9 protein-coding genes are annotated in these 15,253 nt (G+C 50.7%); 3 read left to right on the plus strand and 6 right to left on the minus strand.

Going from position 1 to position 15,253, the window contains the following annotated elements:
• The first annotated feature begins 29 nt into the window (after nt 1–29).
• Complete coding sequence (locus ACQY8X_RS13765; protein WP_428035712.1) at nt 30–3,011, plus strand: DUF3857 domain-containing protein; 2,982 nt, start codon at nt 30–32, stop codon at nt 3,009–3,011.
• Between the two features lie 295 nt (nt 3,012–3,306).
• Nucleotides 3,307–4,899 (plus strand): cation:proton antiporter, encoded by a 1,593-nt coding sequence (locus ACQY8X_RS13770; protein ID WP_428035713.1) that lies wholly within the window; start codon nt 3,307–3,309, stop codon nt 4,897–4,899.
• 489 nt (nt 4,900–5,388) lie between these two features.
• On the opposite strand, the gene prpF is transcribed toward ACQY8X_RS13770, so the two are convergent.
• From prpF to ACQY8X_RS13800, 6 genes are all read right to left on the minus strand, one after another.
• Nucleotides 5,389–6,570: a 2-methylaconitate cis-trans isomerase PrpF gene (gene prpF, locus ACQY8X_RS13775; RefSeq protein WP_428035714.1), complete on the minus strand. Its 1,182-nt coding sequence runs from the start codon at nt 6,568–6,570 to the stop codon at nt 5,389–5,391.
• Between the two features lie 199 nt (nt 6,571–6,769).
• Nucleotides 6,770–9,379 (minus strand): Fe/S-dependent 2-methylisocitrate dehydratase AcnD, encoded by a 2,610-nt coding sequence (gene acnD / locus ACQY8X_RS13780; protein WP_428035715.1) that lies wholly within the window; start codon nt 9,377–9,379, stop codon nt 6,770–6,772.
• Between the two features lie 71 nt (nt 9,380–9,450).
• A complete protein-coding gene (gene prpC / locus ACQY8X_RS13785) occupies nt 9,451–10,581 on the minus strand; it encodes a bifunctional 2-methylcitrate synthase/citrate synthase (RefSeq protein WP_428035716.1) in 1,131 nt (376 codons plus the stop codon).
• Nucleotides 10,582–10,715: 134 nt separating this feature from the next.
• Entirely contained in the window at nt 10,716–11,606 is an 891-nt protein-coding gene (prpB, locus tag ACQY8X_RS13790) for a methylisocitrate lyase (RefSeq protein WP_428035717.1), read from the minus strand.
• Nucleotides 11,607–11,609: 3 nt separating this feature from the next.
• Nucleotides 11,610–12,314, minus strand: a complete 705-nt coding sequence (locus ACQY8X_RS13795) for a GntR family transcriptional regulator (protein ID WP_428035718.1) — start codon at nt 12,312–12,314, stop codon at nt 11,610–11,612.
• Between the two features lie 191 nt (nt 12,315–12,505).
• Complete coding sequence (locus ACQY8X_RS13800; protein WP_428035719.1) at nt 12,506–13,369, minus strand: alpha/beta fold hydrolase; 864 nt, start codon at nt 13,367–13,369, stop codon at nt 12,506–12,508.
• 304 nt (nt 13,370–13,673) lie between these two features.
• Here ACQY8X_RS13800 and pabB point away from each other — a divergent pair, with 304 nt between their 5' ends.
• On the plus strand, nt 13,674–15,071 hold the full coding sequence (pabB, locus tag ACQY8X_RS13805) for an aminodeoxychorismate synthase component I (RefSeq protein ID WP_428035720.1): 1,398 nt from the start codon (nt 13,674–13,676) through the stop codon (nt 15,069–15,071).
• The last annotated feature ends 182 nt before the right edge of the window (nt 15,072–15,253 follow it).

A 15,253-nucleotide genomic window follows, 5' to 3' on the forward strand; every position in this document is an offset into this window, starting at 1 on the left:
CACAGGGATATTGAAAGACATGGAACGTTATGAAAACGAAGAAGCAGTTGTGGTTAAAGATTTTTTTTACATACGTTGGGATGCTTTTCGCTAATGCCTGCTGGGCAAACAGCGATATTAACACTGCACCCTCACCAAACTGGGTGACCCCCGTCAGTCTTCCCAGTACAAGCAACTTTCCTCAGGACCAGATCCAGAATGGTATTTACTACCTTCTGCTTGATACTCAGGTGAAGGTTAACCAGGGGCAGCAGCCTCAATACCACCATCACCGTGCAGACTATATTGTGAATCAGATGGGCGTCACCGAAAGCTCACAGCTGAATATGAATTATGACCCCAGTTATCAGTCATTTAAGTTACATGATCTGCATATTATCCGTGACGCGGTGGTTATCGACAAAATACATACCGCACGTATTAAACAGATTCAGCGGGAGGAAGAGTCAGATGATCTGATCTACAACGGACGCATGACCGTTAATATCATACTTGATGATGTACGGGTGGGGGATATCATCGAATACAGTTATTCGATACAGGGGATGAATCCGGTTTATCAGAACCTCTTCTCCTTCAACCAATACCTGAACTGGTCGGTGCCTCTCGGCAGGCTATCACTGCGTGTATTATGGAATAAACCTACCCCACTACACGTCCAGATCAATAACAGCAACCTTAAGCTGGCTCATACCAATACCGCCACGGGTAGCGAATATCGTTTACAGTCAGACCAGATAGCCCCTCTCATCATCGATAAAAACACACCTGTCTGGTTTAACCCCTGGGGGGTTATCTCATTAAGTGAACTGGGTTCGTGGAAAGCGGTCGCTGACTGGGGTCAGCAGCTATACCAGAACGTGATCATTGCAGATGATGAAATAGAACAACTTGTAAGTGATATTAAATCCACCCATGAGGGAGTAGACGCACAGATTGCAGCAGCGCTGCACTTTGTTCAGGATGAGGTTCGTTACCTGGGTATCGAGCTGGGGCAAAATTCGCATCGGCCAACACCCGCACCGGAAACACTGCGTAACCGTTACGGCGATTGCAAAGATAAAACCGTATTATTACTGACATTGTTAAAACAACTGGGCGTGGAAGCATACCCTGCACTTGTTAATACTGAAGCGCAGTTAGACAAACGCTTACCCAGTATCAATGCGTTTGATCACGTTATCACCTATATGCAGTACAAGGGTAACAACTACTGGTTGGATCCTACCCGTAGCTATCAATACGGTGGAATAGATAATATCCAACAAGCAGATTTCGGCTATGCACTGGTGTTACGCCCAGCAACCGCTGAACTGACTCAGATGCTGCCATTACAGTCAAAATACGGTGTCTTCGTCAATGACAACTTTATGATACCCGCAGAGGGCGATGTAGAGTTTTCCTCTGAAACGGTCAATTACGGCTGGAATGCAGAGAATCAACGTCAGCGTTTTGCCTCTACAGGCAATAACCAGATTCAGAGAGAGTATCTGGAATTTTTCCAGAGCTACTATCCGGGTATACAGGTAAAAGAGGCTATTCAGTTTAAAGATGACGCCGATTACAACACTCTACGCACAACCGAACAGTATCGGATTATGGATTTCTGGCAGGAGAATACCAGGCAGCAACAACTTGAAGCAGATTTTTACGGCAATATTGTAAGCTATGCACTGGCTATTCCCGATGAACCCAGCCGAAACCACCCACTCTATCTGTCTCATCCCGAACACCTGGAACAAACCATTCATTTAAACTTTGAAGAGTATGACTGGAGTTTTGATGACCAGAACTTCACCGAGGATAATGATCTCTTTTATTTTCAGAATGAAATCCATTTTGATCCGGCGCAAAAACGACTCACCCTGCGGTATATCTACCAAACCAAAGCCGAGTATGTCCCTGCGGACAAATACCAGAGCTACCTTAGTGCGCTCAAACGAGTTGAAAATCATCTCAGCTATGGTATCTACAAAAGCGCTGGCGCAACCGTGCCGGCAGAAAGCAATGAAGAGGCAAATTACAACTGGCTGGTAATTGCTTTTATCGCTTTATATATCGCCCTGTATCTGCTGGTGTTTCTGCTGTGGCGTCGCGACCGCAAACGTAATCCTGACAGTGACGCCCAGGCTTTCTTTCCGGTTTCAATTTTCAAACTGACCGCTATGTGGGTTCTGACGTTCGGCTTCTATGGCTTCTACTGGTTCTATAAAAACTTTCGCTATATCAAAGAACAGGAAAACAACGCCTCCATGCCATTTGTACGGGGCTTTTTTTACTATCTCTGGTATATCCCTCTCTGGAAAAAACTTAAACAGGATAGTGATCAACGCTTTGGAAAAAATCATTTGCCCGGCACCTTAGTGGCAACCTGTCTGGGACTGCTATTTTTTATCACGGTGCTGGCAGGTAACACAGGGGCATTTGCATTTCCATCTTTGCTACTGAGTGCGCTACTGGTGCTGCCGCTAGCAAACTATATTCACTTTATAAACGGTAGCGATTCCCCCGACTATAGAAAACACTCTCGCTGGTGCGTTCGCCACTATCTTTTAGTGGTTTTAAGCCTTCCTTTATGCTCCCTCCCTATTGGTGGTCAAATGGGTTTTATACCTAGTGAGGCGGTCATAAAAGGCAGCCAGTTGATGAATTTCAATATCAAACTCATGCAGCGCCGGGGCGTGCTACAACCCGGTGATGAGATAGAGTACTTCTACAGCGATGCGTTTTTGTTTATCAGTGAAGATGGCAATGGCTTTACCCAGCGTCACGTCTTCTCATACTGGAAGAACGAGAACGATCTCTTTGAACAGCAACAGGCATCTTACGATGAAATTGCAGATATACAGGTTCAGTGGGAGAAGGGATTTACGGGAAACACAACGGTCACAATCGTCAGGAAAGATGGCACTAGTTTCGTGCTCTATGTGTCTACCTCAGACCATAAGGATCGAGTATTTGTTAATGCGCTTTTAAGAAACTGGAATACAGCCTCTTCTGACTCAGGGTGATGAGACTTCCTCTAAAGAACTGCGGATCCCCCCTGAACGTCGATAGGCAGAAAGATGACCAGAGGCGCGGCAAACACCGCGCCTGCTAGCGAAGCTCCCCAGCACCTTCGGAGTTCCACTCCCCTAAAATCATTTAGTGATAAAAGTCACATTTCAACTGCAAAAGTGAAACCGGAGTAATCTTGCTGAAACTGACCATCAGCATAAAACTCTCTATAGAGCTTCAGCGCTGATTAGTGTTAGCATAGCCTTAGTCTTCTTCAGTAAATCAATTTAAAAACAAAGACTTATTTATATGGATTTTATCTGGATTCTGTTTGCTTTTGTCTGTGGTTTATCACTTAAACTGATCGGAATGCCGCCCTTGATCGGTTTCCTGCTGGCTGGCTTTCTGCTGCATTTTCTCGGCATCGAACCGACTGCCAGCCTGGATACTCTTGCCGACCTTGGCATTACCCTGATGCTGTTTACCATCGGTCTTAAACTGCATATTGGCGATCTTCTAAGACGTGAGGTATGGGCCAGTACGCTAAGCCATATGGCGCTCTGGATCATCCTATTCGGCTCTTTTGTACTGCTGATGGCTGCAGTGGCTGTGCCTTATTACAGTAGCGTTGATCTGACCACCGCCGCCCTGCTCGGCTTTGCCCTCAGTTTCAGCAGCACGGTCTGCATCGTTAAACTGTTGGAAGAGAACGGTGAGATGAAAACCCGTCATGGCCAACTGGCCATCGGTGTGCTGGTCATGCAGGATATTGTTGCGGTGCTTTTCCTGGTGGCCGCTACCGGGAAAGTGCCATCTATCTGGGCTCCTTTACTGTTTGCGCTTATCTTCGCCCGTCCCCTGCTTTACAAGCTACTGGATAAAGCTGGACACGGTGAGTTACTGCCGTTAACCGGCTTTTTCTTCGCCCTTGGTGGCTACGAGCTTTTCCAACTGGTTGGTGTAAAAGGTGATCTCGGCGCACTGGTGTTTGGCATTTTGCTCGCACATCACGCCAAGGCCTCAGAATTAACCAAGTCGCTACTCAGTTTTAAAGACCTGTTCCTGATCGGTTTCTTTTTATCGATCGGCTTTACCGCTCTGCCAACCTGGTCAATGCTGGGTACAGCCGCACTGATCTCTCTGCTGATCGGCATTAAGTTCCTGCTGTTTTTTGCACTTTTCACCCGCCTCAGACTTCGTAGTCGTACTGCCTATCTCGCTTCACTCGCGCTGAGTAACTTCAGTGAGTTTGGCCTGATCGTGGCAGCATTAAGCGTCGACTCAGGCTGGCTCAGCCGTGAATGGCTGGTAATTCTCGCGCTGGCCGTGTCACTCTCATTTGTACTGACCAGCATCCTCTATCCACGTGCACACCGCTTTTACATGCTGCATAAAGATCGTCTTAAGCACTATGAAAGCAGCCACCGTCTTAAAGCGGATATCATTGAACAATTTCCTCAAGCGGAGGTTCTGGTCATCGGTATGGGACGGGTAGGTAAAGGTGCATATAAAGCATTGCACAACATCATCGATCACCGGGTTGCCGGACTGGACTCAGACCGATTCAGAGCCGCGCAATTACAGGAGAAGGGTTTGAATGTCTGCTTTGGCGATGGTGAAGATGCCGACTTCTGGGAAAGCTTCGACACCTCAGAGATCAAACTGATACTACTGGCCCTCCCCTCCATTGAAGACAGCCGGAATATTACTATTCAGCTGGCAAACTGTGGTTATAAAGGACAAATTGCGGCGATAGCACGCTATGAAGATGACCGGCAAAAGCTGCTTGATGCCGGTATTGATAAAGTGTTCAACTTTTACAGAGAGGCGGGTAGCGGCTTTGCCGAAGACAGCCTGCAACTGATTTCGAAAGACTATAAGCAACAGCCATCGGGCATATAAGCACAATTCGGGGGAAAGTAACCTGACATAATCGCTTTCACATACAGGTTGTATGGCCCGGAGCTGCCTGACAAAAACAGATTCACCACCGAGGACACAGAGAATACAGAGGAACGCAGGTTATTGTGCTTCTCGGTGTCCTCTGTGTTCGCTGTGGTAAAAAATCATGGACAGATTAGCGAGGGCTATCGCCGTTGGTAACAGCTCCCACCTGAACACTTAACCCTGCATAGAACATCAGCAGTCATCCGGGCCGGGACGGCCTGACAAAAACAGATTCACCACCGAGGACACAGAGAACACAGAGGAAAGCGGATAATTTGTCCTCTGTGGTAAAAGAAAAAAAGGCCCTGTACTTGCGTGCAGGGCCTAAGCGTGAAGTGAAACGCACAGTCCTTGATAGGGAGGCCTGAACGTCTGACTGCCACTTCGACATCGGCAACATCCTGCAGCTAACTTCGCTGCAGAATGAAAATCAGTTTTCAGTGCTTAGAAGCTATCTCCGGGAATGCGGACAAATCCTTCCATCAGTACCCGAGCGCTGCGACTCATCACCGCTTTGGTTGCGGTCCAGTCACCGTTCTCCTGCATCGTTGCCGCGGCACCTACGCGCAGAGTGCCAGACGGATGACCGAAAACAACTGCATCGCGCTCAACACCACCCGCTGCCAGGTTAACCAGAGTTCCCTGTACCGCAGCCGCAGTCGCGATAGCCACTGATGCAGTGCCCATCATCGCGTGATGTAGTTTACCCATCGACAAAGCCCGGACGCAGACATCAATATCATCGGCAGATATTTGCTTACCACTGGACGATACATAGTCGGTTGCAGGTGCGACAAAAGCCACTTTAGGTGTATGCTGGCGGGCAACCGCTTCAGAGATATCACTGATGAGGCCCATCTTCACCGCACCATAGGCACGAATCGTTTCAAAACGCTCCAGTGCGGCCGCATCGGAGTTAATATCTTTCTGCAGCTCAGTACCGGTGTAACCAATATCAGCAGCATTGAGGAAGATGGTTGGAATACCGGCATTGATCATCGTGGCCTTAAAAGTGCCGACTCCCGGAACCTCAAGATCATCGACCAGATTACCGGTCGGGAACATTGACCCTTCGCCATCGGCCGGATCCATAAACTCGATCACCACCTCAGCCGCCGGAAACGTCACCCCATCCAGCTCGAAGTCACCGGTTTCCTGTACCTCACCATTGGTCATCGGCACATGGGCAATGATGGTTTTGCTGATGTTTTTCTGCCAGATCCGCACCGTACAGATGCCGTTTTCAGGAATCCGCTCAGCGTCTACCAGACCATTACTGATGGCGAAGGCACCGACCGCAGCGGTCAGGTTGCCACAGTTACCCGACCAGTCGACAAAAGCTTTGTTAATGGCTACCTGACCAAACAGATAATCAACATCGTGACCGGGTTCACTGCTTTTATCCAGAATCACCGTCTTGCTGGTGCTGGAGGTTGCCCCCCCCATACCATCAATCTGCTGACCATAAGGGTCCGGGCTACCGATCACCCGCAGCAGGATATTATCGCGGGCTTCTCCCGGCTGCTGTGCCGCTTCAGGAAGATCCTGGCGACGGAAAAAAACACCTTTACTGGTACCGCCACGGATGTAGGTAGCGGGAATTTTTACCTGAGGGACAAATGCCATTTTTTATATTCCTGTGTCTCTGAGTGCCATTTAAAACGACACTCTTTTTCAGAAAACGCTTAATAAGTTCAGATAGATAAAAGCTCTTCTCAAAAGTACTTATTAAAAGCTCTCTTTAACGGTTCTCTTTAACAACTTTCTTTAAAAAGACAGCAGGGTCGGAAGAGTGCTTATCCAACCCTGCTTAGCAGTTCAACGCTTATGCGTTGGCTTCCAGGAAGTCCTGAGCAAAGCGCTGCAGTACACCGCCAGCACCGTATACATGAACCTCTTCAGCGGTATCCAGACGACAGGTCACCGGGATCTCGACCACCTCGCCATTGCGGCGGGTCATCACTACGGTCAGGTCACAACGCGGACTGATCTCACCAACCACATCGTAGGTTTCCGTGCCGTCGATGCCATAGGTATTGCGGTTATCCCCGGCTTTAAATTCCAGAGGCAATACCCCCATGCCGACCAGGTTGGTGCGGTGGATACGCTCGAAGCCTTCCGCCACAATCGTTTCAACACCCGCCAGACGCACACCTTTGGCCGCCCAGTCACGGGAAGAACCCTGACCATAGTCGGCACCGGCAATAATGATCAGTGGCTGTTTACGTTCCATGTAGGTCTCAATCGCTTCCCACATACGGCTTTCCTGACCTTCTGGCTCGATACGCGCCAGAGAACCCTGCTTCACTTCACCATTCTCATCACGACACATCTCGTTCAGCAGTTTAGGGTTAGCAAAAGTGGCACGTTGTGCTGTCAGGTGATCACCCCGGTGAGTTGCGTAAGAGTTGAAGTCCTCTTCCGGCAAGCCCATTTTGGCGCAGTATTCACCCGCCGCACTGGAGGCCTGAATCGCGTTAGACGGCGACAGGTGGTCAGTGGTGATGTTGTCACCCAGTACCGCCAGAGGCACCATCCCCTTCATGGTACGTTCACCCGCCAGAGCACCTTCCCAGTAGGGAGGACGACGGATATAGGTGGTCTGTGGACGCCAGTCATACAACGGGCTCGGTGATTTCTCTACCGCCCCCAGATCAAACATCGGGATGTAAATCTGATTAAACTGTTCAGGCTTAACCGCCGTTGCAACGATGGCATCGATCTCTTCATCCGTTGGCCAGATATCTTTCAGCGTGACCGGATTGCCCTCTTTATCGGTTCCCAGACTATCTTTTTCGATATCAAAACGGATGGTACCGGCGATTGCATAGGCAACCACCAGCGGTGGTGACGCCAGGAACGCCTGCTTAGCATAGGGATGGATCCGGCCATCAAAGTTACGGTTACCCGACAGTACCGCCGTCGCATACAGATCCCGATCAATAATCTCCTGCTGAATCACAGGGTCGAGCGCGCCGGACATACCGTTACAGGTGGTACAGGCGTAACCGACGATGCCAAAGCCCAGTTTTTCCATCTCAGACAGCAGGCCCGCTTCTTCCAGGTACAACTTGGCAACCTTGGAACCCGGTGCAAACGAGGTTTTAACCCATGGTTTACGAATCAATCCCAGTTCGTTGGCTTTCTTAGCGACCAGACCGGCAGCAACCACGTTGCGGGGGTTAGAGGTGTTAGTACAGCTGGTGATCGCAGCGATAATCACTGCGCCATCAGGCATCAGACCATCAGCCTCTTCTGCTTTGGCGGCAGCCAGCATCTCGTCACTGGCGATACCCCGCTCATTCAGTGCAGAGGTTGGCAGACGGCGATGGGGGTTAGAAGGCCCCGCCATGTTGCGCACCACCGTCGACAGATCAAACTCCAGAACACGCTCATACTGCGCGTCAGCCAGATCATCCGCCCACAGACCGGTTTCTTTAGCGTACTGTTCGACTAAAGCCACCTGTTCAGGTGCACGGCCGGTTAGCTTCAGATAGTCGATGGTCTGCTCGTCGATATAGAACATACCAGCAGAGGCACCAAACTCGGGGGTCATGTTAGAGATCGTCGCACGGTCTCCGATGGTCAGTGCTTTAGCCCCCTCGCCGAAGAATTCCAGATAGGCTGAAACCACTTTTTCGTTACGCAGGAACTCGGTAATCGCCAGTACCATGTCGGTCGCGGTAATGCCCGGGTGGCGCTTGCCCACCAGCTTAACACCGATAATGTCCGGCAGACGCATCATCGATGGACGCCCCAGCATCACGGTTTCAGCTTCCAGACCACCCACACCGATTGCGATAACACCCAGTGCATCCACGTGTGGCGTATGGCTGTCAGTACCGACACAGGTATCCGGGAAGGCAACACCATCACGGGCCTGAATCACCGGAGACATCTTCTCCAGGTTGATCTGGTGCATGATGCCGTTACCCGCAGGGATGACGTCTACGTTATCGAACGCAGTCTTACACCACTCGATAAAATGGAAACGGTCATCGTTACGACGGTCTTCAATATCACGGTTCTTCTGGAAAGCATCCGGATCAAAACCTGGTGCTTCCACGGCCAGTGAGTGGTCAACGATGAGCTGAGTCGGGACAACCGGATTTACTTTGGCAGGGTCTCCCCCCTGATCAGCGATCGCATCACGCAGACCTGCAAGGTCAACCAGTGCAGTCTGACCGAGGATGTCATGACAGACCACCCGCGCAGGATACCAGGGAAAGTCCAGGTCCTGCTTACGTTCAATCAACTGCTTCAGAGAATCAGTCAGTGCATCGGGCTCACAGCGACGCACCAGCTGCTCGGCCAGTACCCGGGAGGTATAAGGCAGAGTTGCATAAGCACCGGGTTTAATCGCTTCAACCGCCGCACGGGTGTCGAAGTAATCCAGGCCAGTGCCTGCTAAAGGCTTGCGGTATTCAGTGTTCATATAACACCTGTATTAGTCGTTATTGAATTCGGAGCAAGGATAAAAACCCTTTCCCTGTTTTCACGGTGTAATTAAGGACGATCAGCAATATCGATCCACTCAGCACTGTCCGGACCGGTATAATCAGCAGACGGACGGATAATGCGGTTATTCGCACGCTGTTCCATCACATGTGCCGTCCAGCCTGCAGCCCGGGAGCATACGAAGATCGGTGTAAACAGTTCAGTCGGAATGCCCATAAAGTTGTAGGCAGAGGCATGGAAGAAGTCAGCGTTACAGAAGAGTTTTTTCTCCCGCCACATCACCGCTTCAACCCGCTCAGACACGGCGTACAGATACTCATCGCCGACCTGCTCTGAAAGCTTTTTCGACCACTCTTTGATAATCGCATTACGGGGGTCAGAATCACGGTAGATCGCGTGACCAAAGCCCATAATCTTATCTTTACGGGCCAGCATCGCCATGATTTCAGCTTCAGCTTCATCCGGAGAGCGCCAGTCCTGAATCATCGCCATCGCCGCTTCGTTAGCACCGCCATGCAGAGGGCCGCGCAGTGAACCGATCGCCGCGGTTACACAGCTATGGATATCAGACAAAGTGGAAGCGCAAACACGTGCCGTAAAGGTTGACGCATTAAACTCATGCTCGGCATAGAGAATCAGCGAGGCATGCATCACATCAACATGCAGTGGTTCAGGTTTCTTCCCATGCAGCGTCCAGAGGAACTGCTCGCCAATAGAGTCCGCATCGGTTTCAACATCGATACGTTTGCCATTGTGGCTGAAGTTGTACCAGTAGTTGATCATACCCGGGAATACCGCCAGCATGCGGTCGATATGATCATGCTGATCAGCAAAGCTCTGCTCAGTTTCCAGATTACCCAGCATTGAACACCCGGTACGCATCACATCCATTGGATGAGCATCGGCAGGGATCTGCTCCAGAACCGTTTTCAGAGCGTCTGGCAGCGCACGCATACCTTTCAGGCGCGCTTTGTAAGCATCAAGTTCACCCTGATTTGGCAGCTTTCCATATAGCAGCAGATATGCAACCTCTTCGAACTGCGCTTTGTCTGCCAGCTCTTTGATATCGTAGCCACGGTACGTAAGACCTGCACCGGATTTACCAACCGTACACAGTGCTGTGTCACCGGCGGACTGCCCGCGCAGACCCGCACCGCTTAATTTCTTAGCTTCAGCCATCCTATCTCTCCTCTCTGCTTGCGGGTCTTATAGATGTGTTTACCCGTTACAGTATTTTTTGCTCTGATTCTGTCGATATTCCCGCTGAACAGCGCAGCGGGGTTTATCCCTTCAAGGTTCAGCTCTGCGGCTGATTACTTGTTTTTACCTTCCTGGAACAAGGCATCCAGTTTTTGTTCAAAATCGTGGTAGTTAAGGAAGTCGTAAAGGTCCATACGAGTTTGCATGGTATCAACGACTGCTTTCTGATCACCGTCACGCAGAATCGCTTCAAAGACATTCAGTGCCGCCAGGTTAGCCGCACGGAAGGCTGACAGCGGATACAACACCATGGTCGCGCCATTAGCGGCCAGCTCCTCAGTGTTAAACAGCGGTGTCGCACCAAACTCAGTGATGTTAGCCAGCAGGTGTGCACCGTTAATACCATCAGAGAACGCCTGATAGTCATCCAGTGTGTGAACGGCTTCAGCAAAGATACCGTCAGCACCGGCTTCCAGACAGGCCTGTGCACGCTCAACGGCCGCATTCAGCCCTTCCATCTGGAACGCATCGGTACGGGCGATCAGGAAGAAATCATCATCCGTCTTGGCATCAACAGCGGCTTTAACACGATCGACCATCTCTTCCAGAGAAACGATCTCCTTATTAGGACGGTGACCACAACGCTTCTGCGCCACCTGATCTTCAATATGACAACCGGCCGCACCGAACTTGGTCATCTCTTTAACAGTACGGGCAATATTAAATGCGCCCCCCCAGCCGGTATCGATATCGACAATCAGTGGAGTTTCTACGGCACTGGTAATGCGGGTAACATCAGCCAGAACGTCGTTCATAGAGGTCATGCCCAGATCGGGAAGACCATAAGAGTGGTTAGCAACGCCGCCACCGGACAGGTAGATCGCTTTGTGACCAACGCGCTCAGCCATCATCGCATGATAGGCGTTGGTGGTACCCACGATCTGCAGTGGAGTTGTTTCTGCTAATGCTTTGCGGAAACGTCCGCCAGCGGTCAGTTTGCTCATAGGTTATTCCCTCTCTTCTTTGTTCGTGGGGTTCAGACGTTCTTCAATATTTTTACGCGCCCGGCCTATATGGCGACGCATCAACAGTTCCGCCAGCTCACCATCCCTCTCTTCAATCGCATCGAGGATGCGGTGATGCTCCTTCAGGGCGCGCTGTGGACGTGATTTTGAAACGCTGAACTGATAACGGTACATCCGTACCAGGTGATAAAGCTCACCACCAAGCAGTTCAAACAGCTTAGTATTTTTACTGGACTGAACTATCCGGTAGTGGAAATCCAGGTCACCCTCTTTCTGAAAGTAGGCCCGGCCATCAATTTCCTGAATATTTCTCTCATGCTGATAGAGCAGTTCCCGCAGGCTGTTGATCTCAGCTGTTGACATATTTTCAGCAGCAAGCCGACAAGCCATCCCTTCCAGAGCTTCACGGATACGATAGATCTCAACCAGCTCCTCCGGCGTCAGGGAGACCACCCGGGCACCAACATGGGGAATACGCACCACCAGTCGCAACCCTTCAAGCTGCCGGATCGCTTCACGCAGCGGGCCTCGGCTAATGCCATAAGTACGTGCCAGCTCCGGCTCACTGATCTTCTGACCTGGAGGGATATCACCACGAACAATCGCGGTAATCAGCTGGGCGCTGACACGGTCAGCCAGCGTGCGCACTTCTGCTGAATTTTCGGTTAATTCTATAATTTCTGCCATCACAACCTTCTTAATGGATTGTCGACAATCTTGTTATTTGGCTAACAATACAGAGCAACAACTGTATCGTCAACCATACCAAAGACAAAAACTGTCGACATACTACAAAAGTATAGGGGTATATACTGATTACAGACCGGTATAAAAAAGCCCCGCATAACGAGGCTTGAAGTCTAGCTCAGAGGGATCGATCAAGCGAGGAAACGCAGCAGTTCAGCATCCATAATACGGGCGATCTGACGCGGTTTTTGAAATGGCAGCGAATGATCCGTGCCTGGCACCATAAAGTAGTGCCAGTTGGGCAGGCGCTCCGCCAGATCCCGCTGATACTGATGCATCAGATCAACACTGTGGCCACCAATAAAACTGGAAACATCCCCCTGGGCCGCCACCAGTGCTTCCCGGTCGATGCTATTAATCGCCTGAGTGACACAGTTAAGGGCGTTAGCAAACCCCAGTGGACGGGCACCAAGACGTTGGATTGTCAACAACTCGGTCTGCGGTGCTACTTTACGGTTGGGCGAAATCGTATCCAGAAACGCTTTAATGCCGGTTTCTGCCTGATCTCCTTTAAGCTGTTCAGCGGCTTCACTAAATTGCAGTCGCAGATTCACAGTAGACTCCCAGCTGGGTCGGTCCAAAACAGCAGCTTCCATCAGATACTGTTTCTGTACCCGCTCATGATAGCGCTGCTTATATAGCAGCGAGACCATACCACCCATGGAGTAGCCCGCCAGATCAAACTGCCACCAACCGAGATGATCCACCAGCGCACCAATATCATTAACCAGCTCATTCACCGTAAACGGGTGCTCTTCGCCATCAGGGTAACGGGTCTTTCCGGTGCCCCGCTGATCCGGTATCAGAATCTCATCCCACTGACTCACCAGCATCGCAATCGCCGCCCAGGTATCCTCACCCGCCACTCCCGCACCATGCAACATCACAATGCGACGCGGCTGCCCCTCACAGGCTTTCTTATAGAGCTGATAACTTAACTGTTGGTCAGGGAGATTAAGCTGATGCTGACTGATCTTATAAGGGTGTTTAATCATGATAACGATTCTGACTGCTATAAAATAAGGGTGGCTGAAAACACGATGACACAAACAATAACAATTGAAAACCGGCATATTATCCTGTTGTGGCTCACAATTCCCCCTCTCCTCCGGGAAAGACTGAAATAACAGTGATCAACCTCGCTTTACCGCTAATGGATCGCTACAATTCCTTTTTCTGCCAGGCTCTCACCGCCGTTCAAAGAAGAGCGCGATATCAGCATGGTGAACAATCTATCATAGCCTGTTATCCGCTAACGCTAACAGTTGCGACTTACGGGCAAGCATTAAGGGTTATCGGGTGTACCGACTTTTTTCACTCCCATATCTGGCTAACAGTACCCTCTATTTCGAACGTATCCGGCACCTGCCTGCGCCGGTATATCTCGACAGCGGCAAACCCAGCGGACGTTATGGACGCTACGATATTATTGCCGCAGATCCCGTGGTTAAACTGAGCTACAGTGACGGGATCACCAACCTCAGGCGCAAAGCGGCTGAAGAGCAATTCAGCGGCAACCCATTCCGGCACCTGCAAACCGTGTTTAAACAGTATCAGCAGCAGTGCCCGGCCCCCGAACAGGCAGCGATTAAAGCGCTGCCATTCTGCGGTGGTTTGTTAGGCTATTTTGCCTATGACCTGGGGCGCTGCCTGGAAACACTGCCGGAGCAGACTGAAAAAGATATCGACCTGCCGGATATGCAGGTAGGTATCTATGGCTGGGCCGTGATCGTTGATCACCAGCAGCAGCAAACGGTACTGGTAACCTCACCGCTGGTTGATCAGGCAGATGCCGAAGATTATCTGCAGCAACTGCAATCATACCCGGTGAAAGAGAATGGTCCATTCACCCTGAATACAAAATTCAGAAGCAATATGACAGAGCCGGAGTATCACCACTCACTCAATCGTATCAGCGACTATATTCAGGGCGGCGACTGCTATCAGGTTAACTTTTCACAGCGGTTTACGGCTGAGTGTCAGGGAGACCCCTGGAGCGCCTATAAACAGCTGCGTGAACACGCACCTACCCCCTATTCTGCGTTTATAGAGACCGATACTGGCGCGATTTTATCGCACTCGCCGGAGCAGTTTCTTGAAGTCCGCGACGGCCGGGTGACCACGAAACCGATAAAAGGCACCCTGCCACGGGGAGCTAACCCGGCAGAAGACGCTCAGCTGAAACTGGCACTGCATGACAGTGAAAAGGATCGTTCAGAAAATCTGATGATCGTCGACCTGATGCGCAACGATATCAGCAAAGCCTGCGAACTCGGCAGTGTCCGGGTGCCCAAACTGTTCGCCGTAGAGTCCTACGCCAATGTGCACCACCTGGTCAGCACCATCACTGGCAAACTCGCCAGCGACCACAACCCCCTGAGTCTGCTGGAACACAGTTTTCCCGGCGGCTCCATCACCGGCGCGCCAAAAATCCGCGCCATGGAGATCATTGAAGAACTCGAACCCCACCGCCGTTCCATCTACTGCGGCTCAATCGGCTACCTGAGTTTCTCCGGTCAGATGGACACCAGCATCACCATCCGCACCCTGATCTGCCAGAACGATAAAATCCACTGCTGGGCCGGCGGCGGTATCGTCGCAGACTCGGTAACGGCGAATGAATATCAGGAAACTTACGATAAAGTGAACAACCTGCTGTGGCCGTTGGAGGAGACTATCGGTAAGAGCAGTGGCTAGACGTCACTGCGTGACTTGCTAGTGGTCAGACGCGACTGCGTCGCTTGCTAGAAAAAGCGTTGGTTCGGTGGACTAAAGGGGTTCAGGGGCAAGAAATAAATCTCTCCCCTGTTCCCTGTCAGGCCTAGCGAGCATATAAATCATTGTCGCTCGTTCCCACGCTCCCGCGTGGGAATGCATAC

This window comes from Amphritea sp. (genome assembly GCF_050300915.1).
Lineage (GTDB): Bacteria > Pseudomonadota > Gammaproteobacteria > Pseudomonadales > Balneatricaceae > Amphritea.